Origin of the sequence: Rhodococcus sp. AH-ZY2 (assembly GCF_030916465.1) — a bacterium.
GTDB lineage: Bacteria > Actinomycetota > Actinomycetes > Mycobacteriales > Mycobacteriaceae > Rhodococcus > Rhodococcus ruber.
Genome location: NZ_CP126458.1, coordinates 3647714 through 3669096 on the forward strand (window position 1 = coordinate 3647714; position 21383 = coordinate 3669096).

Below are 21383 nucleotides of genomic sequence, written 5' to 3' on the forward strand. Positions count from 1 at the left end.
AGGATACTCACGCGTCGCGCCGGTTCACCACGACCAGCGCGGCCGCGAACACCACGGCGACGAACACCGCGAAGTACACCAGCGAACCCCACGGTCCCCAGTGGAAGTCGATGCCCTGATCGCTGCCGAGGAAGTGGTTGGCATTGGCGAACGGCAGGAAGGGCTGCACCTGCCGGCCGAACGAACCGAACAAGGCGAACAGCGACTCGATCAGCAGCGGCCACAGCAACAGCAGCGCGATGGTGCCGGCGGACTGGCGCAGCAGCGCCCCGACGGCGACGGCGAGCACTGCGCACAGCAGCGCGTAGATCGAGACGCCGTAGATCGACCGCCAGGCCTGGTCGCCCTCGAGGACGAGTTCCCGCCCGGCCTCCGGGCCCGCGAGGGCCTTGGCGAGGGCGAACGACGCGAGCGCCAGCACGCCGGTGAGCACCGCGCCGAACAGCCCGATCAGCAGCGCCTTGACGACGAGCACGACGCTGCGGTTCGGCATCGCCTGGAACGTGGTGCGGATGACCCCGAACCGGTACTCGCTCGTCACCGACAGCGCCGCGAGGATCATCAGCACGAGCACGCCGAAGCCGGCGACGCCGCTGACCGCGACGTCCACGGTCGGGTAGAACCGGCCCATCTCGTCGTCGACGGACATGCTCGCCTTGGAGGCGGCGCCGAGGATCGCGGCGAGGCCCAGGCCGAGCGCGACGATCACGACGGTGCACCACCACGGCGACTGGGTGGAGGTGAGTTTGATCCGTTCCGCCTTGACGGTGTCCACGGCCACGCTCGCCGCCCCGGTGTTGTCGACGGCCACGCTCATCGCAGCTCCCCCTTCATGGGCTGCACGGCCGGGTCTCCGGCCACGGCTCCCTGGTACTCCACGTCGTCTCCGGTCAGTTTCATGAACGCCTCCTCGAGCGAGGCGTTCCGGCTCGCCAGCTCGTGCAGCACGACCGAGTGCGTGGCGGCGAGCTCCCCGACCTGCGCGGTGGTGACGCCGCTGACGATCAGCGCGCCGTCGTCGTCCCGGACGGCGTGGCCCTGCCCGGCCAGTGCCGTGCGGAGGGTGTCGAGCTGCGGGCTGCGCACCCGCACCGTCGCCTCCGACGCCCGCTCGACGAACTCCGCGACGGACGTGTCCGCGATGAGCCGGCCCCGGCCGATCACCAGCAGATGATCCGCGGTCTGCGCCATCTCCGACAGCAGGTGGCTCGACACGAGCACGGTGCGCCCCTCCGCCGCGAGGGCCTGCATGAATCGGCGGATCCACACGATGCCCTCGGGGTCGAGGCCGTTGACGGGCTCGTCGAACAACAGCACCTTCGGATCCCCGAGCAGCGCGCCGGCCAGTCCCAGCCGCTGCGACATGCCGAGCGAGAAGCCGCCCGCGCGCTTGTCGGCCACCTCGGTCAGGCCGACGAGCGCGAGCACCTCCTCGACCCGCGAGTTCGGCAGCCCGTTGGATGCGGCGAGCCAGCGCAGGTGGGCCCGCGCCGACCGGTTCGGGTGCACCCAGCGCGCATCCAGCAAGGCACCGACGGTCCGCAGCGGCCGCTTCAGCTGGCGGTAGGGGACGCCGCCGATCAGCGCGGTCCCGGCGGTGGGCCGGTCGAGGCCGAGGATCATCCGCATCGTCGTGGATTTCCCGGCACCGTTGGGGCCGAGGAATCCGGTGACGATCCCCGGCCGGACGGTGAACGTCACGTCGTCGACGGCGACGGTGGAACCGAAGGTCTTCGTCAGTCCGGTCACTTCGATCATGACCCACAGCCTGCCCGATTCGGCCGGATCGCGCCGCGCGGGGTCGTCCTCCGCCCCGACACTCACCCACCGCCACGGTTCAGCAGGCGCGAGTCCCACCCGCGACCGCGCAGGTCCGTCCGGACCGAAGACCCCGCACCGCGCTCACTCCGGCCAGGGCGACATTTCGGCCGGCGACGAGACTTCGCCGGATCGAGGACGACCGGTCCCGAGCCTGCGGTTCACACCGTCTCGGGGACGTGCAGGTGCGCGATGGCGAGCTCGAATTCGCAGGTGTCGAGTATCTCCGCGCCCGCCTCGCGAGTCACTGCGGCCCGGATACCGTCGAGGCGTTCCCTGTGGGGTTCGATCGCCTCGGCGCTGTCGAACGTCACCGACGACACCCCGCGGCCGGATGCGCGGTCGATCATCAGGCTGGCGCTGCAGAACCCGTCGAGTTCCTCCAGCTCGGGCAGTGCGCCCATCTTCCACAGGTCGACGCCGCGGTCCATGTGCGCCGGATCGGTCTCGACCCACGTGACCCGGCACCAGGCCCCGCGATCCGAACGGTGGTCGCGATGCACGACGGCGATCTCCCACCGCGACACCTCCGTGGTGCCGTGGAAGATCCTGGCCGCGTCGTCACGGAGCATGCGCACCGGGTCCTCGCTGGCGCGCATCGAGTCCTCGTCCCGCCACGAACTGGTCGCGATGCACCGGCCCGTGCCGCGATCGATGAGCAGGGACATGCCGAGGCAGCCCTCGATGTCTGCCAGCGTGGGCATCACGGTGTCGCGTACGTGCCGGATCCCGGCGTCGATGTACGACGGATGCGCGTGAATTGTGGTCGAGCGTGCGAACACGATCGGCACCCTTCTCCTCAGGGCGGTGCCGACGCGGCGCCGCCGGTCGTTGTCGTCCCCCCGGGTTTCACCTTGCTCCCCCGATCCGCTGGAGGCAATAGGCGGGCGGCGGGCGCCGGCATTGCGCGGCGACCGGTTTCGCACGACCTTCGTCCGCCGCCGCTGCCGCCCTGCGAGCGCGGGCAGTGCCCCCCGTGCACGACCGTTCTCCGCCCTCGACGAGGCCGGGGGTGCCGCGACGCGTGCGGCACCCCCGGGTCCGTCGAGAAACCGACCGTCACCGCCTCACATCCGGTCGCCTCAGGGTTCGAGCGGCGACGAGGCCTGCGCCCAGAACCGCTTCGGGATGCGGCCCGCGTGCCGGGCCCGGAAGCCCGCCTCGACGGCGTGGTGCATCGCCGACGCCATGAGCGCCGGGTCCTTCGCCCGGGTCACCGCGGTCGCCAGCAGCACCGCGTCGCACCCGAGTTCCATCGCGAGCGCGGCGTCGGACGCGGTACCGATGCCCGCGTCGAGGATCACCGGCACCCCGGCGGCCTCGACGATCATCTCGATGTGGTGCGGGTTGGAGATGCCCAGCCCCGTGCCGATGGGCGAGCCGAGCGGCATCACGGCGGCACAGCCGACGTCCTCGAGCCGTCGCGCCAGCACCGGATCGTCGTTGGTGTAGGGCAGCACGACGAACCCGTCGTCGACGAGTTGTTCGGCGGCCGAGACGAGTTCGATCGCGTCGGGCAGCAGCGTGCGTTCGTCGGCGACGACCTCGAGCTTGACCCAGTCCGTCCCGAGCGCCTCGCGACCGAGTTGCGCGGTGAGCACCGCCTCGGCGGCGCCGCGGCAGCCGGCGGTGTTGGGCAGCGGCGCGATGTCGAGGCGGCGCAGCAGATCGAGCACGCCGGTCCCGGACGCCGCGTCCACCCGGCGCATCGCCACGGTGGTCAGTTCGGTGCCGGAGGCGACGAGGGCCTCCTCGAGCACGGCGAGATTCGCGGCCCCACCGGTGCCGGTGATCAGCCGCGAGGCGAAGCTGCGTCCGGCGATCGTCAGGGGCGGCAGGTCGTGGCCGGGGTCGGGGCCGAAGTCGCGCTCAGCCACCCTGCACCGCCGTCAGCACCTCGATCTGCCAGCCCTTCTCGACGCGCTCGGACCAGCGTCCCCGGGGGAAGACGGCACCGTCCACGGCGACGGCGACCCCCCTGTCGGGCAGCCCGAGCCCGCTCAGCAACTCGGCCATCGTCGGCGCCTCGGCGAACCAGCGCTCCTCCCCATTGACCGTGACTCCCACCGTCGGCGCACCGTTCATCACACTCACTCCTCGGTAAATCGTTGCGGATCAGCATATTTCGCCACAGCGAGCGGTTCGTCCGCGAGCTCCGCGACCACCGCGTCCGCCGTGACCGGGGTCAGCAGCACACCGTTGCGACCGTGCCCGGTCGCGGCGATCACCCGCTCGGACAGCCGGCCGATCAGCGGCAGGTTGTCCGGGCTCACGGGTCGCAGGCCCGCACTCGCCTCGTACAGCTCGTACTCGCCGATCGCCGGGAACAGCGTCTCGGCGTCGGCGATGAGATCCCGCACCCCCGCGACGGTGACCTGCGTGTCGTCGGCCTCGTACTGGGTTGCGCCGACGACGAACCCGTCCGCGCGCGGCACCAGGTACGCGGGCCGGCCGTGCACGCTGCCGCGGACCGTCCGGTGTGGGGCGGGAGCCGCGCCCGGACGGGTCCGCAACCGCAGGATCTCCCCCTTGACCGGCCGCACCGGCAAGGCCGGCCACAGCCGCGCCGAGGCGGCGCCGGCCGCGAGCACCACCCGGTCGGCGTCCAGGTCCGTGACGTCACGGACCGGCTCGTCGACGAAGGTGACCCCGGCCGCGGCGGCCGCCCGTCGCAGCGCGTCGACGAGAACCCGGTTGTCCACGGCCAGCTCGTCCGGGGCCAGCAGCCCGAGACGGATGCGCGGGCCGAGCGACGGCTCGAGTTCGCGCACCTCGGCGCGGCCGAGCACGCGCATCTCGTATCCCTGGGCCGACACCCACTCGGCGATCGTGCGCAGGTCGGCGGCGTCGGCCGCGTCCAGCGCGACGGTCAGCGATGCAGTGGAGGTGAACAGGTCGAGGCCGGTCTCCCCCAGCAGCTCGGCGCCGAACGCCGGCCAGCGGGCCAGCGACGCGGCGCCCAGCTCGAGGACGTGTTCCTCACCCGGCCATCCCTCCGACAAGGGCGCCAGCATCCCCCCGGCCACCCAGGACGCCCCGGCTCCCGGGGACGGGTCGTACACGGTCACGGTCCAGCCGGCCCGGGCCGCGCGCCAGGCGATCGACAGCCCGATCACGCCTCCGCCGACAACGGATACGGTTCCCAACAGTTCGTCCACCTCACTCCCTGCGCCGGCATGATCCGGTTCAGGTGCTGACGGTCGGGGCCGGCAGGCCCCCTCTCAGCCCCGCGATCCCCGGGACTCCCGTGTCGATTCGTTCAGAGCAGAGACTACCGTCTCCGCCGTGACTACCTACCGCGGCAACCATCCCGCCCCCCGGGAACGCCTCGCGCAGGCTCGGCTCTACCTGTGCACCGACGCCCGTCGCGACACCGGCGACCTGGCCCGATTCGTCGAGGAGGCCCTTGCGGGCGGTGTCGACATCGTCCAGCTCCGCGACAAGGGCTCGGCAGGCGAGAAGAAGTTCGGCCCGCTCGAGGCGCGCGAGGAACTCGAAGCACTCGAGGTGCTCGCCGCCGCCTGCCACCGGCACGGCGCCCTGCTGGCCGTCAACGACCGCGCCGACATCGCCCTGGCCGCCGGCGCCGACATCCTGCACCTCGGGCAGGGCGACCTGCCGGTGCGGTACGCCCGGCAGGTCCTCGGCGACGACGTGGTGATCGGCCGCTCGACCGCCAGCCGGGCCCAGGCCAGCCTCGCCGACATCGAGGACGGTGTCGACTATTTCGCCAACGGACCGGTGTGGGAGACCCCCACCAAGCCGGGTCGCACCGCAGCGGGACTCGAGGTGCTGCGGGAGGTGGTCCGGTCGCAGCCGCGGCGGCCGTGGTTCGCCATCGGCGGCATCGATGCCGAGCGGCTGCCCGAGGTGCTCGACGCCGGCGCCACCCGCATCGCGGTGGTCCGCGCCATCACCGCGGCACCGAATCCGCGGACCGCGGCGGCCGCGCTGAAGGCCGCGCTGCCCCGCTGACGGTCCGTCACAGCCGGTCGCGCACCCGCGGCGGCCGCACTGGCGGCGCCGCCCGCTGACGGTCCGTCACAGCCAGTCGAGCACCGTCGACGGCGCCAGGGTCGGCACATCCCCGGGCAGCCGGGCGCGCAGTCCCCGGTCGGCCGTCACCACCACGGTGAGCACCTGGTCCAGGACCGCCGACGTGCCCTTCGCCAGGACGGCCAGTTCGTCGTCTCCGCTGCCGGCGGCGGTGTGCACCAGGGTGCGGTCGTCGTCGATCACCGCCGCGCGGGCCTGCCCCTCGAGGACCGCCTCGATGCGGCTCACCCAGCCGAACGAGCCGCCGGGCAGCTCGACGGTGCGGGGCACCGACTCCGCCAGCTCCGCGAGCAGTCGTGCGGTGGCGCCCGGCCGGTCGCGCCACCAGCCGTTCGGCCGCGCGCCGAGGACGTTGGCCGTGTCGAGCAGCATCCGCACCGCCCGGGTCCGCAGGTCCGGCCAGGCGGCCGCGAACCCGGAGTGCAGGGGCATGGTCTCGACGTCCGCCTCCGGCACCCAGCGCAGTTCGGTGCTCTCCCCGTTGAGGGTCGTCTCCATCGGGCTCGGGGTGTCCGCGACGACCGTGGTGTACGTCCATCCTCCGTCGACGCCGGAGGTGACCCGCTCGGTGCGCACGCTCACGGCAGCCGGGTCGATCCCGGTCTCCTCCTCGGCTTCCCGTACAGCCGCGACGACGGGACTCTCGTCGCTGTCGCGGGCGCCGCCGGGCAGCGCCCACGTGCCGCCCTGGTGGCTCCACGCCGCGCGGTGCTGCAGCAACACGGCCGGGGTGCCGTCGGGCAGCGGTGCACGCAGCAGCAGCCCGGCCGCGCCGAATCTGCCCCACCGGCGACCACCGTCGGGTCCGACGGCCCAGCCGTCCCCGTCACCTCGCATCGCGTCCGCCTCCCTGCCGCCCGGTCGCAGGCCGCGAGCCGGGCGTCCACCGTCCTCGGACGGCAACAACATCCCAGTACTGCTTATATGCTCGCCACACACAGTGCCACATCGGAAGGGGTGCTCTCGTGGACGTGCGCGTGACCCCCACGCTCGGCGCGGTCGGGGGTCGCCTCCAGCGCGGCGACGTGTCCGGTCCCGTCGTCGACCACGACCGCCGCGCCGACGACTGGCGCGCCCTGCTCCGATCCACCCCCGTCGCACTCTTCACGCTCGGCGCCCTGCTGCTGATCCTCCTCATCGTCTCCGGCATCGTCGCAGGTCAGACCGTGACGAGCCGGCAGGCCACGCACAGTCGGCTGCTCACCTCCGTCGAACCCCTCGCCGACGCCGCCCAGAGTCTCTACAGTGCCCTGTCCGTCGCGGACGCGGCCGCCGCCACCGGCTTCATCGCGGGCGGTATCGAACCCGAGGAGGTGCGGGAACGCTACACCCAGGCCGTCGGCGAGGCGTCCACCCAGCTCGTCGCCGCGGCCGGCGGAATCGCCGCGGACGACAGGGTGGGCGCCCGGTTGGTGGCGGACATCGCCGGTCGGCTCACCGTCTACACCGGCCTGGTGGAGACGGCTCGTGCGAACAACCGCGTCGGAAACCCCGTGGGCGCCGCCTACCTGGGCGAGGCCTCGCACCTGATGCAGTCCGAACTGCTGCCGATGGCGCAGGAACTGTACGAACGCAGCTCGTCCGCCGTCACGTCCACCCAGCGTGCGGCCGTGCAGCCGCCGTGGACGTCGATCGGGATGCTGCTGGTGACGGTCGTCGCGCTGACCGGCGTGCACGTGATCGTCTCGCGGATCAGCCGCCGCACCCTGAACCTCGGTCTGCTCGCGGCCATCGCCTCGACGGGGATCCTGCTGTGCTGGCTCCTCGTTGCGGGACTGATCTCGTCGAGCGCCACCCGGAACGCCGTCGAGCGCGGCGGCGAACCGCTCGGGGTCTTCACCGACAGCCGGATCCTCGCCCAGCAGGCCCGGACCGCCGAGACGCTGCAGCTGGTCCGGCGGGACGTCACCGGCGAATACGACGCGATGTTCGACGGCAGCATGGACCGTCTCGACGAGTTGCTCACCGGCTCCGCGGCCGCCGACGTGGAGACCCAGGCCGAACCCGCCGGCCGCGCCGCCGAAGCGCGCACGGCCTGGCTGGCATCGCACGACCGCGTGCAGGCGGCGCTCGACCGGGGCGACTACCCGGCTGCCGCGATCCTCGCCACCGGCCCCGGGCCCGACGAGGCGGCGGCCCAGTTCCACGCCGTCGACCGCGCCCTCGAACGGGGCATCGACCTCGCGCGCGCCGAACTCCGCGGCAACGAAGTCCGCGCCGCGGACACGCTGTCCGCGCTCGCACCGGCCGCGTGGGTGCTGACCGTGCTCGCGGGGATCGGCGTCGTGGGAGGACTGGCGCCACGGATCCGGGAGTACCTGTGAACATCCGCAACGCCCTCCTCGCCGCCGTCGTCGCCGCGGCCGTCCTCACCGGTGGGTGCGCGACGTCGCAGCCGGAGATCGTCGTCGGCCCCGACGTGTCCTACACCGAGCCGCCGCTGCCGGAGCGCGCCGCACTCGCGCCTACCGACGTGCCGATCCCCCCGGAGCCGGACTGCGGCGACCCGACCGCCGGGCTGCGTCCCGACGGGGCGACGACCGGGCCCGCCCTCGATGCGATCCGGGCGCGCGGGCGCCTCGTCGTCGGGCTCGACACCGGCAGCAACCTGATGAGTTTCCGCGACCCCTCGACCGGCCGGATCGCCGGGTTCGACGTGGACATCGCCCGCGAGATCGCCCGGGATCTGCTCGGCAGCCCGGACCTGCTCGACTTCCGGATCCTGAACTCCGCGGACCGGGAGCAGGCCCTGCAGGATTCCACCGTCGACATCGTCGCGAAGACGATGACGATCACGTGCGCCCGACGTGAACGCGTCGACTTCTCCACGGTGTACTTCGTCGCCCAGCAGCGTGTCCTGGTGGTCCAGGGCTCCGACGTCCGGGACGTCGCCGATCTCGCCGGCCGGCGGGTGTGTGTCGTGCGCGGCACGACGTCGCTGATGCGTCTGCGGCAACTGCAGCCGTCCGCGGCGATCCTGACGGTCCCGTCGTGGGCGGACTGTCTCGTCGTGCTGCAGCAGCGCCAGGTCGACGCGGTCAGTACCGACGACACGATCCTCGCCGGGCTCGCCTCCCAGGACCCGTACCTGGAACTGGTGGGGGCGCCGATCGGAACCGAGCCCTACGGCATCGGGATCGCGCAGGGCCGTGAGGATCTGGTGCGGTTCGTCAACGGCACCCTGGAGCGGATCCGTCGGGACGGCACGTGGACGCAGATCTACAACCGCTGGCTCACCGTCCTGGGGCCCGCCCCGGCGCCGCCGCCCCCGACGTACGTGGACTAGAGAGAACCCATGTCCGACACCGACGACGACACCGGACCGGCGACAGCGTCCGCGGCACCCCCGGATTCCGGTCCGGCCACTGCACCGGCGGCCCCGCCGGAGTCCGGTCCGGCGACCGCACCGAGCGCCGGCCCGGGAACAGCACCGAGCATCGGTCCGGAAACACAGCGCAGCCGCCAGGCGAGCGTGCCGTCGCAGCGGTCGTCCTCGCGCCGCTCCCGGTCGCGGCTGCCGTCGCGGCGACGTCTCGCAGGTATGGTCGACATCCCCGTCCCGACCCCCGTCGATCCCGAGTCCGTCGTCCTGCGCGACCCGCATGTCGCCGAGGGCAAACGGTTCTGCTGGAAGTGCGGCAAGCCGGTCGGCCGCAGCACCCCCAACGGACCGGGCGCGACGTCGGGCCGATGCCCTTCGTGCGGAACCCCGTTCGAGTTCACTCCGATGCTCGCGGTCGGCGACGTCGTCGGCGGACAGTACGTCGTGCAGGGCTGTCTCGCCCATGGTGGTCTCGGCTGGATCTACCTGGCGATCGACCGGAACGTCAGCGATCGCTGGGTGGTCCTGAAGGGTCTGCTGCACTCGGGAGACGCCGAGGCGCAGGCCGTCGCGCTGGCCGAGAAGCAGTTCCTCGCCGAGGTGACGCATCCGAGCATCGTCAAGATCTTCAACTTCGTCGAACACCCTCGCCCCGACGGCAGCCCGATGGGCTACATCGTCATGGAATACGTCGGCGGGCACTCGCTGCGCGAGGTGCTCGACACCTGCCCCAAGCCCGCGCGGATGCCCGTCGAGCAGGCCGTCGCGTACGTCCTCGAGATCATGCCGGCGCTGAGCTATCTGCATTCGGTCGGGCTCGTCTACAACGACCTCAAGCCCGAGAACATCATGGTCACCGAGGAGCAACTCAAGCTCATCGATCTCGGTGCCGTCACCGGAATCGAGGACTACGGCTACCTGTACGGCACGCCGGGCTACCAGGCCCCGGAGATCGTGCGCACCGGCCCGACCGTGGCGTCCGACATCTACACCGTCGGCCGGACCCTCGCCGTGCTGACCCTCGACATGCCGTGGAAGCAGGGGCGTCCGGCCGACGGCCTCCCCACGCCGGCCGAGGCGCCGCTGCTGGCGGAGTACGAGTCCTACCACCGGCTGCTGCTGCGGGCCACCGATTCCGATCCGCAGCGGCGGTTCGAGTCGGCCGACGAGATGGCGAGCCAGCTGACCGGTGTCCTGCGCGAGATCCTGTCGCAGCAGACCGGCGAGGAGCATCCGGGGCTGTCGTCGGTGTTCAGCCGGCAGCGGACGACGTTCGGCACGGACGAGGCCGTCGGGCGCACGGATTCGATCGTCGACGGTGTCGAACGGGACGAGAACCTCGCGGCGCGTGATGTGGCGGCGGCGTTGCCCGTTCCGCTGCTCGACCCGCTCGATCCGAGCGCGGCACTGTTGGCGGCGGCGGTGCACAGCGAACCTCAGCAGACCCTCGACGCGCTGCGCCACGCGCGCGACAACGGCATCGAGCGCGTCGTCGGCACGGCCGACGTCTCGTTCTCCCGGGAGATCACCCTCGCCGAGGTCCGCGCCCATCTCGACCTCGGGCACGGCGTGCGCGCCACCGAGATCCTGGGTAAGCTCGAACGTGACCTGGGAGCGGACTGGCGCATCGACTGGTACGCCGGTCTCGCCGAGTTGATCAACGGCGAATACGAGTCCGCCTTCGGCAGATTCGAGAAGGTGCTCGCCGCGACGCCCGGCGAGGCCGCACCCAAGCTCGCCCTGGCGGCCACGGCCGAACTCATCCTGCAGCATTGGGAGAGCGACGATCCCGGTGCCTGGCGCGCGTTCTGCGAGAACTACTACCGCACCGTGTGGCGCACCGACCACAACGTGGTGAGTGCCGCGTTCGGTCTGGCGCGGCAACTCACCCTCCGCGGCGAGCGGGCAGCCGCGATCGCCGCTCTCGACCAGGTGCCGCCGAGTTCCCGGCACCACGCCGTCGCCCGGATGACGACCGTGCTGATCCTGCTGCACGACCGTCCGGTCGAGGAGATCGAGGAGGCCGACCTGCGCGAGGCCGCGCGGCGGGTGGCGACGTTGTCGCCCGAGGAGGGACGGCTTCTGCAGATGCGCACCCTGGTGCTCTCGATCGCTCTCGACTGGGTCCGCGCCGGGCACTCGGCACGGCGCGAATCGGACCCGATTCTCGACGTCCCGTTCGACGAGAGGGGTCTTCGCAGCGGTACCGAGACCGGTCTGCGGGACCTGGCCCGCAACGCGCCGACGCGCGCCCACCGCTTCACGCTCGTCGACCTGGCCAACGCCATCCGCCCCCGCAGCCTGCTGTGAGCGAGCGGGCGGATCTCGCGGCATCGGCCGAGTAGGCTCGACGACAACCTCCCGCTCGGCGCGGGGGTCGCCCGATCACCGTCCCTGTGGACAACTCCGAAGTTGTCCACAGTCCGGCGAGGTGGGTTCCGCAACGGCCGGACGCCCTGCATCGTGTGCGTCCGTGCATTCCTTCGACGCTCCCTTCCGGGGCACCGAGGCTATCGCGTCCGGTGCGCTGACCGCCTACGAGTTGCGGCACGGATTCGTCCGCCTGCACCGCGATGTTTACGTGCGGCGAGGTGTCGCGCCTACGGCACGCAACAGGGCCCGGGCGGCGTGGTTGTGGTCGGCGGGCAGGGGAACGCTCGCCGGACTGTCGGCCGCGGCGCTGCACGGGACGAAGTGGATCGACGGCTCCGCCCCGGCGGAGCTGCTTCGGGCCGGTCACGTGCGTGCGCCCTCCGGCATCGTCGTCCGGCAAGGCATCCCGGACGACGACGAATTGTGCCGCGTGGACGGAATGACGGTGACAAGTCCGGCGCGGACGGGGTTCGACCTCGGCCGCACTGCGAAAGGGGACCGTGCTGTCGAACTCCTCGACGCCTTGTGTCACGCCACCGGTGTGAAGCCTGCGGAGATCCGCGAGCTCGCCTGCCGGCACGCGGGAGCGCGTGGGGTGTCCGCATTGCGTCAGGTGCTCGAGTTCGTCGACGGCGGCGCCGAGTCCCCGCCCGAGACACGGACGCGCCTGCTGCTCGTGCGCGGCGGGCTTCCTGTTCCCGAGACCCAGATCCACGTCCGTGCCGCGGACGGACGACTGCTCGCCCGCGCCGACCTGGGGTGGCGATCCTGGCGGGTTCTCGTCGAGTACGACGGCGGACACCACTGGACGGACCCCGCCCAGCGCACCCGGGACATCGACCGGTACGCGCTGCTCGAGTCCGCGGGATGGCGGGTCGTCCGAGTCGACGCTCGACTGCTCGCCGAGCGCCCGGACGTCGTGCTCGAGCGAGTACGGGCGGCGTTGCGGGCGGCCGGCGCCCGGTGGTGAGGAAGCGAGCGGGAGGATCTCGCGGCATCGGCCGAGTGGCCTCGACGACAACCTCCCGCTCGGCGCAGAAACGTCCCTCTCGCCTACACCAGCGCCGCGGCCGCCCGCGCGATCGCGAGCTCCTCGTCGGTGGGGATCACGAGGACCTCCACCTGCGACGTGTCCGCCGAGATGCGTCGCTCGCCGCGCTCCGGCGCGACGTTGCGTGCGTCGTCGACGACGATGCCGAGGCGTTCGAGGCCGGCGAGGGCGTCGCGGCGGACGTCGACGTTGTTCTCGCCCACCCCGCCGGTGAACACGACGACGTCGACGCCGCCGAGTTCGACGAGATATGCGCCGAGGTACTTGCGCAGCCGGTGCACGTAGACGTCGTAGGCCAGCTTCGCGTCCTCGGAACCCTCGGCGACGAGCCGCAGCAGCGCCCGGAAGTCGTTGACACCCGACAGGCCCTTGAGCCCGGAGCGCCGGTTGAGCAGGCCGTCGATGGTGTCGACGTCCATCCCCGCGCTGCGATTCAGATGCAGCAGCACGCCGGGATCGATGTCACCGCACCGGGTTCCCATCACCAGACCTTCGAGAGGGGTCAGTCCCATGGACGTGTCGACGGGCCGGCCGCCGGCGATCGCGGAGGCCGACGCACCGTTGCCGAGATGCAGCACGATCTGGTTCAGCTCCGACAGCTCGCGTCCGAGGAACCGCGCCGCACGTTCGGACACGTACTGGTGCGACGTGCCGTGGAACCCGTACCGCCGGATTCCGTGTGCCCGGGCGACGTCCCGGTCGATCGCGTAGGTCGCGGCTGCGGCGGGCAGGGCGTGGAAGAACGCCGTGTCGAACACCCCGACGTGCGGAATGTCGGGCAGTTCCTCGCGCGCGACCTCCATGCCGATGACGTTCGCGGGATTGTGCAGCGGCGCAAGAACGGACAGTTCCTCGACGGTGCGCACCACGTCGTCGTCGACGAGGGTGGGCTCGTGGAACACCTCACCGCCGTGGACGAGCCGGTGGCCGACGGCGATGATGCCGGCCTCGCGCAGGGGCCGGCCCAGTCCCTCCACCCAGTCGAGGACGATCCGCAGTCCGGCCCGGTGGTCCTCGATCGGACCGACGTGTTCCTCGGTTCCGGTGGTGTGGTGGAACACGACCCGGCCCTCCGGCTCGCCGATCCGCTCGATGAGACCGTGCGCCACCGACTCCCCGGTCCCGGGGTGGACGAGCTGGAACTTGATCGACGACGAGCCCGAGTTGAGCACCAGCACGGTGCCTTCCGTCCGGGCGCTCATTCGTCGGCCTCCTGCGCCTGGATGGCGGTGATCGCCACCGTGTTCACGATGTCCTGGATCAGCGCCCCCCGCGACAGGTCGTTGACGGGCTTGCGCAGGCCCTGCAGTACCGGCCCGACGGCGACGGCTCCGGCGCTGCGCTGCACGGCCTTGTAGGTGTTGTTGCCGGTGTTGAGGTCCGGGAAGATGAACACGGTCGCCCGGCCGGCGACCTCCGAGCCGGGCAGTTTGGCGCTGGCGACGGACGGTTCGATCGCGGCGTCGTACTGGATCGGTCCTTCCACCGGCAGATCCGGCCGGCGTTCGCGCACCAGGGCGGTGGCGGCGCGGACCTTGTCGACGTCGGCGCCCGACCCGGATTCGCCGGTCGAGTAGGACAGCATCGCGATGCGCGGTTCGATGCCGAAACGGGCGGCGGTGGCGGCGGAGGAGATCGCGATGTCGGCGAGCTGTTCGGTGGTGGGGTCGGGGACCACCGCGCAGTCGCCGTAGGCGAGCACCCGGTCCGACAGGCACATGAGGAAGATGCTCGACACCGTGGACACGCCGGGTTCGGTCTTGACGATCTCGAAGGACGGCCGGATGGTGTGGGCGGTGGTGTGCGCGGCACCGGAGACCATGCCGTCGGCGATGCCGAGATGGACCATCATCGTGCCGAAATACGAGATGTCGCTCATGATTTCGCGGGCGCGTTCGATCGTCATTCCCTTGTGGGCACGCAGCCGGGCGTATTCCTCGGCGAACTGCTCGGCGAGGTCGGACGATCTGGGATCGAGCACCTCCGCGGCGCTCAGGTCGACGCCGAGTTCGGTGGCCCGGCGCCGCACCTGGGTCTCGTCGCCGAGGATCGTCAGGTCGGCGATCCGGCGTTGCAGGACACGGCCCGCCGCGCGCAGGATCCGATCGTCGTCGCCCTCGGGCAGCACGATGTGCCGGCGCCGGCGGCGTGCCCAGTCGATGAGCTGGTACTCGAACATCTGCGGGGTCGTGACGGACGGCCGGGGCACGTCGAGGCGGCTCAACAGCTGATCGGTGTCCACGTGCTGTTCCATCAGCGCGACGGCGGTGTCGATCTTGCGGTGCGCGCCGAGAGCCATGCGGCCACGCGTCCGGTCGGCCGCCGACGCGGTGTCGAAGGTTCCGAGGCTCGTCGTCAGGATCGGCAGGCTGGGCTTGAGCCCGGCGACGAGCTGCGCCACCGCCGGGTGCGGCAGGAGCCCGCCGTTCATGATGATCCCGGCCAGCGACGGAAACCCCTCGGCCGCATTGGCATTGACGAGGGCGAGGAGCACGTCGGAGCGGTCCGCGGGCGCGATGACCACGACGCTCTCGGTGAGGCGTTCGAGGATGTGCTCGGCGGTCATGCCGCCGACCATGACGCGCAGCGCTTCGCGGTGCAGCAGTTCCGGGTCACCGCTGTAGAGTTCGCCGTCGACCGCGGTGAGCAGTTCCCCCATGGTCGGCGCGACGAGGATCGGCACCTCCGGCAGCGTCCACAGCGGCACCCCCCGGTCGCCGACGGCCGCGGCGATCTCGTCGAGCCGGTCGGCGGGACAGCGGTTGACGACGATGCCGGTCAGGTGGGCGTGCTGGGCGGCGAGTTCGGCGGTGCACACGCCGGTCAGTTGCGCCACCTCGTCGGGGGTGCGCCGCGAGCCACGCAGGACGAGCAGGACGGGCGCGTCGAGATTCGCGGCGATGCGGGCGTTGTAGCCGAGTTCGCTGGGGTTGGCGATCTCCGTGTAGTCGCTGCCGACGATGACGACGGCGTCGCAGCGGTCCGCGACGGCGTGGTACTTGACGACGATCTCGCTGAGGGCGGCCTCGGGGTCGGCGTGCACGTCGTCGTAGGTGGCGCCGACACACTCGTCGTAGTCGAGGTCGACGGTGATGCGTTCGAGGAGCAGTTCGAGGATGTAGTCGCGGTCGCCGTCGGAGCGGGCGATGGGGCGGAAGACACCGACCCGCGCGGCGGAGGCGCACAGCGCCTGGAGCAGGCCGAGCGCGACGGTGGACTTGCCGGTGTCGCCCTCCGGGGCGGCGATGTAGATGCTCGACACGGACTCGGCGGCGGCGCTCATGGCTCACACGATAGGCGGCTCGCCGCCGGTGCGTCCTTTGGGCTGCGGGAGCAACCCGAAAGACACACCGGCGGCGGGGCGGTGTCAGTCGGCGAGCGGGTCGAGCGCGAAGTCGTACGTGGCGACCCTGCGCCCGGCGTCGTCGGCCTGGGGGTCGAGGACGAGTTCCGGCTTCGTCGCCGTCGCGACGTCGTCGTCGAGCCACTCACCGCCGGCGAAGTACAGCTGGGTGACGATCGGGTGCCGGCCGGGCGCGGTCACCCGCAGGTGCAGGTGGGCGGGGCGCCACGGGTGCCAGCCGGCCGCCTCGATGAACCGGCCGGTGGGCCCGTCCGTCGGGATCTGGTACGGGGCCGGTTCGATGGTGGTGATCGCGTAACGGCCCTCGGTGTCGGCGACGACGGTGCCACGCAGATTCCACTGCGGCAGGTGCGGGGCGAACTGCGAGTAGTAGCCCTCGTCGTCGGCGTGCCAGATCTCGATGCGTGCGCCGTCGAGGCCCCGGCCGTCGAGGTCGGTGACCTGCCCGCGCAGGACCAGCGGGGCATGGACGCGATCCTCGTCGCGCATCGGGAGGGTGCACTGTGCGGCTAGTTCGGGGGCGCCCGGAACGTAGTACGGCCCCTCGATGCTGCCTTTGGTGCCGCGGAATCGCCGGGAGTTGACGTCCTCGATCTCGTGCTCGACGAACACGTCGAGCAGCAGGGGCCACTCGCCGCCCTCGCCGACGTCGATGAGCCACTGCTTGAGCACGCGGTACTCGTCGTAGGTGACGGCATGCTTCTGGATCAGCGCGCTGAATCCCGCGAGGGCTTCGGTCGCGATGGCGGACAACCGCTCCGGTGAGGTGTCGGCGGTGAAGCGTTCGCCCTTGAACTTGTCGGTGGCGGCGTTGCCGGAGGCGACGGCGGTGGGGCTTTCGGTGATGGTCATGGTGTCTCCCGGGAAGTGGTCAGGCGCGGCGGAAGTGGGACACGTCGTCGTTGCCGACGAGGTCGGGCACGGTCCAGCCGTCGAGGTCGTACTCGCTCATGAACTGCTCGGCCAGGCCCTTCATCGAGGACACGTCCCCGCGGCCTTCCGCCGCGAAGAGCAGCTCGGCCTTGACGTTCTCGTGGTTGCCGGCGTAGTTGCGCTCGTAGAGCTCGTGTCGGCCGCCGAATTCGGAGCCGATCGAGTCCCACAGCGCCTTCATCACCTTGACCCGGTCCACCGCGGTGATGCCGTCCGAGCCGCGGACGTACTTGTCCAGGTAGGGCCGCACGTCCGGATTCTTGAAATCGGCCGCGGAGGAGGGCAGGTAGATCAGGCCCGACGCGACGTCCTGTTCGATGATCTCCTTGATGCGCGGGTAGCCCTGCATCGCGAACATCCGGTAGGTCAGGCCGTATTCGAGCTTCGGGATGACGGTGTCCCCGATCCACGGCTCCGGGTTGTTGACCATCGCGTCGGTGAGCGACCAGAACAGGTTGCGCCAGCCGATGACCTCGCCGACGCGGGTCTGCACGCCGCGGAACCCGCCGGCGCCGGTCGCGTCGAGGGCCTTCATCAGCAGGCCGGCGATGAAGTCGAGCTTGACCGCCAGACGGGTGCAGCCCTGGAAGGTGAACCGGGGCAGGAAGCCGGACTGCGGGAAGAACGCGTTGATCTTCTCCACGTCGCCGTACATGAAGACGTTCTCCCACGGCACCAGCACCTTGTCGAAGATGAAGATGGCGTCGTTCTCGTCCATGCGCGAGGAGAGCGGGTAGTCGAACGGCGAGCCGACGACGGCGGCGTTCTGGCTGTAGGAGGCCCGGGAGATGAGCTTGATGCCCGGCGCGTCCATCGGCACCGTGCAGATCAGGGCGAATTCCTTCTTCTTGATCGGCAGGCCGTAGTGGGCGATGAAGTTGTAGTTGGTGATCGCCGAGCCGGTGGCGACGACCTTGGCGCCGGAGACGATCAGGCCCGCGTCGGTCTCCTTCTCGACCTTCATGAACACGTCCCCGACCTGGTCGGGCGGGAGCTGACGGTCCACCGGGGGGTTGATGATGGCGTGGTTCCAGTACAGGACCTTCTCCTGCGATTCGCGGTACCAGCGCTCGGCGTTGTCCTGGAACGGGGCGTAGAGCTCGCTGTTGGCGTTGAGCGTGCCGAGGAAGGAGGCCTTGTAGTCGGGGGACCGGCCCATCCAGCCGTAGGTCATCCGCGCCCAGGTGGCGATGGCGTCGCGCTCTTTCAGCAGGTCGTCGGAGGTCTTCGGGGTGCGGAAGAACGGCATGGTCACCCCGCCGTTGCCGGTGTCGGTGGGGCAGGTGAGGGTGCCGACGTGCTCACCGGTGTGCAGCGCGTCGTACAGCCGGGCGGTCATGCGGATGGAGTTGCGGAACGCCGGGTGGTTGGTGAAGTCCTTGACGCGCTCGCCGTGCAGCCAGATCTCGCGGCCGTCCTTGATCGACTCAATGTACTCGTCGCCGGTCATGGGCCGGGCGGCGAAGTTCTGCTGCTGATTGGCCGGGTGGTCCGCGGCGACGTTCACCTTCGACCGGTCGACGGTGCCGGTGGCGGGGGCTGCTTCGGTGGTGGTCATGCTCTTCCCTTCGAGAGAGGCGGGCGTGGGATCAGGAGGCAGCGCGGGCGAGCTGCGCGGGCAGTGGGGTGAATGTGGCTGTGGCGTCGAACCATCCGCTGTGCGGATCGTCGAGGCACCCGTTCCATGCGGTCGAGCCGGATCGGTCCCCGAGGTCGTGGAAGGTGCTGCGGAAGAACAGGAGCGGGTCCTTCTCGGCGTCGACGGAGGCGTCGACGATCTCGCCGACGAAGATGACGTGGTCGCCGCCGTCGTACTCGGCCCACGGCCGGCAGATCAGGGTGGCGGCGTTACCGGGGAAGGCGGGTGCGATCCCGGTGTCGTCCCAGTCCGGTGCGACGGCCTGCGGCCTGCCGGCGAAATGCAGTGCGGTGGAGAGTTGGTCGGCCGCGAGGATGTTCACGGCGAACGGCGCGTCGGTGAGGTAGCCGCACGCCTTCGACGTCCGCGTCAGCGTCACCTGGCACAGCCTCGGCTCCAGCGAGACGGCCGTGAAGGCGGTGACCGTGGCCCCGTGCGGGGTGCCCTCGGCGCCGGCGCACGTGACCACCGTGACCCCACTGGCGAACTGGCCGAAGATGTTGCGAAGTGCTCGCTGGTCCATGGGGAGACCGCCTTCCTGCACGATGTGCGATTGCGGGTCGATCCGGAACGAGAACCAACGTATGACCCGGATCACACTCCGTCGATCCGCGTTGCGAAGGGGCGATCCGCATTGCGAAGCGGGCTCGGACCAGGCCGGATCGACCGGGCGACACGTGACCGTCGTCACAGTACGGTGCTAGCGTGGGGAGTTGCCCACACACCGGCACAGCACCAGTTGGGAGGGTTGGAAGGGCGAATGCGAGCACCGGAGAGCCGCGGCTTCACGGACTGGGACGAAGTGCACGACGTGGTGTCCCAGGCGTACTTCCCGCACCAGCTGACGCTTCTCGGCCGTGGGCCCGCAGCCCGCACGTCGCTGGAATCGACCCAGCTCGGCGCCTCGCGGCTGGCGCGGATCGGATTCGGGGTGGACGTGTTGATCCGTTCCGAGCACCCCGGCGCGTACGGCATCAACATTCCCCTGACCGGGCACCTCGTCACCGCCGTCGGCCGCGACGAGGTCGTGTCGGCTCCCGGGCTGGCGACGGTCTGCCCGCCCGACACCCCGACCGTCATCACCCGGTGGAGCAGTTCGTGCGAGATCATCGGGTTCAAGGTCGACCGCGACTACGTGCAGCGCGAGATGGACCGCCTGCTCCCCCGCCCCGGCAGGCGGCTGCCCGCGCAGTTGGATCTGCGGTCCGGCGCGGGGGCCGACTGGTTGCGTCTCGTGCGTGCGATCGCGGACGAGTCGCTGCGGGACAACGTCCTGCTCCGCAGCGACCAGGTGGCCGAGCAGCTGTGCCGCGCCGTCACGACAGCCCTCGTGCTCGCCGCCGCACCGGACGACGGCGACTGCCCGGCCGGAGCACGTCCGCGGACCGTCAAGAGGGTGATGGACGCGATCCAGCAGGATCCGGCGCGTCAGTGGACCGCCGCAGACATGGCCGAACTCGTCGGCGTCAGTGTCCGTCGCATTCAGCAGGGGTTCCGCGAGTGCGTCGGCATGACCCCGATGGAATACCTCGCCGACGTCCGGCTCGAGCGTGTCCATGCAGATCTGTCCGTGAGCGATTGCACCGCAACTGTTTCCGATGTCGCGCTCCGCTGGGGCATCATGCACACCGGACGGTTCGCGGCCGCGTACCGGCGCAAGTACGGCGTGAGCCCGTCCGAGACGCTGCGCGGCGTGACCGCCTGATCCCAGGCGGCTCCGCCGCCGGTGTGCCTTTTGGGCGGTCAGGGCAGCCCAAAAGGCACACCGGCGGCGTCAGCCGCGTCAGGCCAACGCACGCAGGCGCGGCGCCAGATCACGCTCGAACAACTCCAGAAACCGCCGCTGATCGTGCCCCGGCGCATGGAACACCAGATGATTGAGCCCGGCCTTCACATACGCCCCGACCTGCTCGACCGCCTCGTCCGGATCCGACGCCACGATCCACCGCTTGGCCACCTGCTCGATCGGCAACGCATCCGCCGCCGCCTCCATCTCGATCGGATCGTCGATCGAATGCTTCTGCTCCGGCGTGAGCGAGAGCGGCGCCCAGAACCGGCAGTTCTCCAACGCCCGCTCCGGATCGGTGTCGTAGGAAATCTTGATCTCGATCATCTTGTCGATCCCCGCCACGTCCCGGTCGGCCTTCGCGGCGCCCTCCGCCACCGCCGGCAACAGCTTCTCGGTGTAGAGCTCCATGCCCTTGCCCGAGGTGCAGATGAACCCGTCCCCCGCCCGGCCCGCATACCGCGCCACCACCGGACCGCCCGCCGCGATGTACACCGGAACCCCGCCCTCGGGCACGTCGTAGATCGACGCCCCCTTCGCGGCGTAGAACTCGCCCTCGAAATCGACCCGCTCCCCCGTCCACAACGCCCGCATCAGCCGCACCGACTCGCGCAACCGCGCGAAGCGTTCCTTGAACTCCGGCCACTGGCCTTCGTACCCGGTGGCGATCTCGTTGAGCGCCTCCCCCGTGCCCACCCCCAGCATGACCCGCCCCGGATACAGACACCCCATCGTCGCGAACGCCTGCGCGATCACCGCCGGGTTGTACCGGAACGTCGGCGTCAACACACTCGTGCCCAGCTGCAACCGCGACGTGCGCTCGCCCACCGCGGTCATCCACGCCAACGAGAACGGCGCATGCCCCCCGCTGTGCCGCCACGGCTGGAAATGATCCGACACCGTCGCCGAATCCATCCCCCGCTCCTCCGCCAGCACCGCCAGCTCCACCAGCTCCCGCGGCCCGAACTGCTCCGCCGACGCCTTGTACCCCAACTTCAGACCCTGCGACACCACGAACTCCTACCCGTCTACGTTTCTCAG

19 protein-coding genes and 1 riboswitch are annotated in these 21383 nt (G+C 70.9%); of the genes, 6 read left to right on the forward strand and 13 right to left on the reverse strand.

Annotated features, from left to right (window positions below):
- Positions 1-7: 7 nt before the first annotated feature.
- The 6 genes from QNA09_RS17700 to thiO all read right to left on the reverse strand — a co-directional run bounded on the left by QNA09_RS17700 (position 8) and on the right by thiO (position 4976).
- Entirely contained in the window at positions 8-817 is an 810-nt protein-coding gene (locus QNA09_RS17700) for an ABC transporter permease (RefSeq protein ID WP_010592236.1), read from the reverse strand.
- Entirely contained in the window at positions 814-1758 is a 945-nt protein-coding gene (locus tag QNA09_RS17705) for an ABC transporter ATP-binding protein (protein WP_026137892.1), read from the reverse strand. The genes QNA09_RS17700 and QNA09_RS17705 overlap by 4 nt, the downstream gene beginning before the upstream one ends.
- Positions 1759-1979: 221 nt before the next feature.
- Positions 1980-2609, reverse strand: a complete 630-nt coding sequence (locus tag QNA09_RS17710) for an antibiotic biosynthesis monooxygenase (protein ID WP_017681282.1) — start codon at positions 2607-2609, stop codon at positions 1980-1982.
- 291 nt (positions 2610-2900) lie between these two features.
- Positions 2901-3695: a thiazole synthase gene (locus tag QNA09_RS17715; protein WP_119699962.1), complete on the reverse strand. Its 795-nt coding sequence runs from the start codon at positions 3693-3695 to the stop codon at positions 2901-2903.
- Entirely contained in the window at positions 3688-3903 is a 216-nt protein-coding gene (gene thiS / locus QNA09_RS17720; RefSeq protein WP_162919330.1) for a sulfur carrier protein ThiS, read from the reverse strand. Before thiS ends, QNA09_RS17715 begins: the two co-directional genes overlap by 8 nt.
- A gap of 5 nt (positions 3904-3908) precedes the next feature.
- Positions 3909-4976, reverse strand: a complete 1068-nt coding sequence (thiO, locus tag QNA09_RS17725) for a glycine oxidase ThiO (RefSeq protein WP_119700325.1) — start codon at positions 4974-4976, stop codon at positions 3909-3911.
- A riboswitch (TPP riboswitch) is annotated at positions 4965-5077 on the reverse strand. (Overlaps the previous gene by 12 nt.)
- A 26-nt stretch (positions 5078-5103) precedes the next feature.
- On the opposite strand from thiO, the gene thiE reads away from it, so the two are divergent.
- Positions 5104-5793: a thiamine phosphate synthase gene (gene thiE / locus QNA09_RS17730; RefSeq protein WP_119699964.1), complete on the forward strand. Its 690-nt coding sequence runs from the start codon at positions 5104-5106 to the stop codon at positions 5791-5793.
- A gap of 66 nt (positions 5794-5859) precedes the next feature.
- Here thiE and QNA09_RS17735 read toward each other — a convergent pair whose 3' ends face one another.
- On the reverse strand, positions 5860-6711 hold the full coding sequence (locus tag QNA09_RS17735) for an NUDIX hydrolase (protein ID WP_010592243.1): 852 nt from the start codon (positions 6709-6711) through the stop codon (positions 5860-5862).
- Positions 6712-6839: 128 nt separating this feature from the next.
- Here QNA09_RS17735 and QNA09_RS17740 point away from each other — a divergent pair, with 128 nt between their 5' ends.
- The 4 genes from QNA09_RS17740 to QNA09_RS17755 all read left to right on the forward strand — a co-directional run bounded on the left by QNA09_RS17740 (position 6840) and on the right by QNA09_RS17755 (position 12539).
- Positions 6840-8198, forward strand: a complete 1359-nt coding sequence (locus QNA09_RS17740; protein WP_010592244.1) for a hypothetical protein — start codon at positions 6840-6842, stop codon at positions 8196-8198.
- Positions 8195-9160, forward strand: a complete 966-nt coding sequence (locus tag QNA09_RS17745) for a glutamate ABC transporter substrate-binding protein (protein WP_010592245.1) — start codon at positions 8195-8197, stop codon at positions 9158-9160. The genes QNA09_RS17740 and QNA09_RS17745 overlap by 4 nt, the downstream gene beginning before the upstream one ends.
- Before the next feature lie 9 nt (positions 9161-9169).
- On the forward strand, positions 9170-11506 hold the full coding sequence (locus tag QNA09_RS17750) for a serine/threonine-protein kinase (protein WP_082170364.1): 2337 nt from the start codon (positions 9170-9172) through the stop codon (positions 11504-11506).
- Positions 11507-11669: 163 nt separating this feature from the next.
- Positions 11670-12539, forward strand: coding sequence for an endonuclease domain-containing protein (locus tag QNA09_RS17755; protein ID WP_102031403.1), 870 nt, complete (start codon positions 11670-11672; stop codon positions 12537-12539).
- A gap of 83 nt (positions 12540-12622) precedes the next feature.
- Here the strand turns inward: QNA09_RS17755 and QNA09_RS17760 are convergent, their stop codons facing one another.
- The 5 genes from QNA09_RS17760 to QNA09_RS17780 all read right to left on the reverse strand — a co-directional run bounded on the left by QNA09_RS17760 (position 12623) and on the right by QNA09_RS17780 (position 19079).
- Entirely contained in the window at positions 12623-13822 is a 1200-nt protein-coding gene (locus QNA09_RS17760; protein ID WP_010592249.1) for an acetate kinase, read from the reverse strand.
- The gene (gene pta / locus QNA09_RS17765) at positions 13819-15903 is read right to left on the reverse strand and encodes a phosphate acetyltransferase (protein ID WP_017681275.1); all 2085 of its coding nucleotides are present in this window, start codon (positions 15901-15903) and stop codon (positions 13819-13821) included. The genes QNA09_RS17760 and pta overlap by 4 nt, the downstream gene beginning before the upstream one ends.
- Positions 15904-15987: 84 nt before the next feature.
- Positions 15988-16836 (reverse strand): catechol 1,2-dioxygenase, encoded by an 849-nt coding sequence (catA, locus tag QNA09_RS17770; RefSeq protein WP_048772169.1) that lies wholly within the window; start codon positions 16834-16836, stop codon positions 15988-15990.
- Positions 16837-16855: 19 nt separating this feature from the next.
- A complete protein-coding gene (locus tag QNA09_RS17775; protein ID WP_308071983.1) occupies positions 16856-18475 on the reverse strand; it encodes a 4-hydroxyphenylacetate 3-hydroxylase N-terminal domain-containing protein in 1620 nt (539 codons plus the stop codon).
- Positions 18476-18506: 31 nt separating this feature from the next.
- Positions 18507-19079, reverse strand: a complete 573-nt coding sequence (locus QNA09_RS17780; RefSeq protein WP_026137888.1) for a flavin reductase family protein — start codon at positions 19077-19079, stop codon at positions 18507-18509.
- A 237-nt stretch (positions 19080-19316) separates the two neighbouring features.
- Between QNA09_RS17780 and QNA09_RS17785 the strand changes: the two genes are divergently transcribed.
- Positions 19317-20261: an AraC family transcriptional regulator gene (locus QNA09_RS17785; protein ID WP_308071984.1), complete on the forward strand. Its 945-nt coding sequence runs from the start codon at positions 19317-19319 to the stop codon at positions 20259-20261.
- A gap of 78 nt (positions 20262-20339) precedes the next feature.
- Here QNA09_RS17785 and fgd read toward each other — a convergent pair whose 3' ends face one another.
- Entirely contained in the window at positions 20340-21353 is a 1014-nt protein-coding gene (gene fgd / locus QNA09_RS17790) for a glucose-6-phosphate dehydrogenase (coenzyme-F420) (RefSeq protein ID WP_248957367.1), read from the reverse strand.
- Positions 21354-21383 lie beyond the last annotated feature (30 nt).

What these genes read in the sequence shown, in the direction of transcription:
- QNA09_RS17700 (WP_010592236.1), bottom strand. Translation starts at nt 817, where the DNA reads ATGAGCGTGGCCGTCGACAACACCGGGGCGGCGAGCGTGGCCGTGGAC.
- QNA09_RS17705 (WP_026137892.1), bottom strand. Translation starts at nt 1,758, where the DNA reads ATGATCGAAGTGACCGGACTGACGAAGACCTTCGGTTCCACCGTCGCC.
- thiS (WP_162919330.1), bottom strand. Translation starts at nt 3,903, where the DNA reads ATGAACGGTGCGCCGACGGTGGGAGTCACGGTCAATGGGGAGGAGCGC.
- QNA09_RS17735 (WP_010592243.1), bottom strand. Translation starts at nt 6,711, where the DNA reads ATGCGAGGTGACGGGGACGGCTGGGCCGTCGGACCCGACGGTGGTCGC.
- QNA09_RS17750 (WP_082170364.1), top strand. Translation starts at nt 9,170, where the DNA reads ATGTCCGACACCGACGACGACACCGGACCGGCGACAGCGTCCGCGGCA.
- QNA09_RS17760 (WP_010592249.1), bottom strand. Translation starts at nt 13,822, where the DNA reads ATGAGCGCCCGGACGGAAGGCACCGTGCTGGTGCTCAACTCGGGCTCG.
- pta (WP_017681275.1), bottom strand. Translation starts at nt 15,903, where the DNA reads ATGAGCGCCGCCGCCGAGTCCGTGTCGAGCATCTACATCGCCGCCCCG.
- catA (WP_048772169.1), bottom strand. Translation starts at nt 16,836, where the DNA reads ATGACCATCACCGAAAGCCCCACCGCCGTCGCCTCCGGCAACGCCGCC.
- QNA09_RS17775 (WP_308071983.1), bottom strand. Translation starts at nt 18,475, where the DNA reads ATGACCACCACCGAAGCAGCCCCCGCCACCGGCACCGTCGACCGGTCG.
- QNA09_RS17780 (WP_026137888.1), bottom strand. Translation starts at nt 19,079, where the DNA reads ATGGACCAGCGAGCACTTCGCAACATCTTCGGCCAGTTCGCCAGTGGG.
- QNA09_RS17785 (WP_308071984.1), top strand. Translation starts at nt 19,317, where the DNA reads ATGCGAGCACCGGAGAGCCGCGGCTTCACGGACTGGGACGAAGTGCAC.